This window comes from Nocardia sp. JMUB6875 (assembly GCF_041154655.1).
In the GTDB taxonomy this organism is placed as follows: domain Bacteria; phylum Actinomycetota; class Actinomycetes; order Mycobacteriales; family Mycobacteriaceae; genus Nocardia.
Map to the genome: position 1 here is coordinate 1 of NZ_BAAFGR010000427.1, position 497 is coordinate 497.

Consider the following 497-nt stretch of genomic DNA (forward strand, 5'->3'; position numbering starts at 1 on the left):
CAGCCTACTACGTCCTTCATCGGCTCCTGGTGCCAAGGCATCCACCGTACGCTCTTACACACTTACTAACAAAGATGCTCGCGTCCACTGTGCAGTTCTCAAACAACACACAAGTCCAAATCCGTACTTCAGCACCAGCCCGAGCAAGCTCGGCGGTATGACTGAGGATTCAGTCTCGTCGTTTGTGATTCCTAGAAAGAATCGCTTTCGCGTGTTCTTTCAGGACCCAATAGTGTGTCGGTATATTCACCGCGCTCGAAGACATGGCCTCGAACATGGTGCGATGAAGGTTGTCAGTGTTCCACCCATGAGCGTCCGCAGTTCCACAGTTGGGAACTAAACGGTCTCTGACGCATTCTCATTCACCTGTGTGAAGAGCGTTGCGTAGAAGTGCTCCTTAGAAAGGAGGTGATCCAGCCGCACCTTCCGGTACGGCTACCTTGTTACGACTTCGTCCCAATCGCCAATCCCACCTTCGACGGCTCCCTCCCACGAGG

The 497-nt window shown here is 53.3% G+C and carries 1 rRNA gene; it reads right to left on the minus strand.

The features are described from left to right. Nucleotides 1-401: 401 nt before the first annotated feature. A 16S ribosomal RNA gene (locus ACAM49_RS40385) occupies nt 402-497 on the minus strand; the annotation flags it as partial.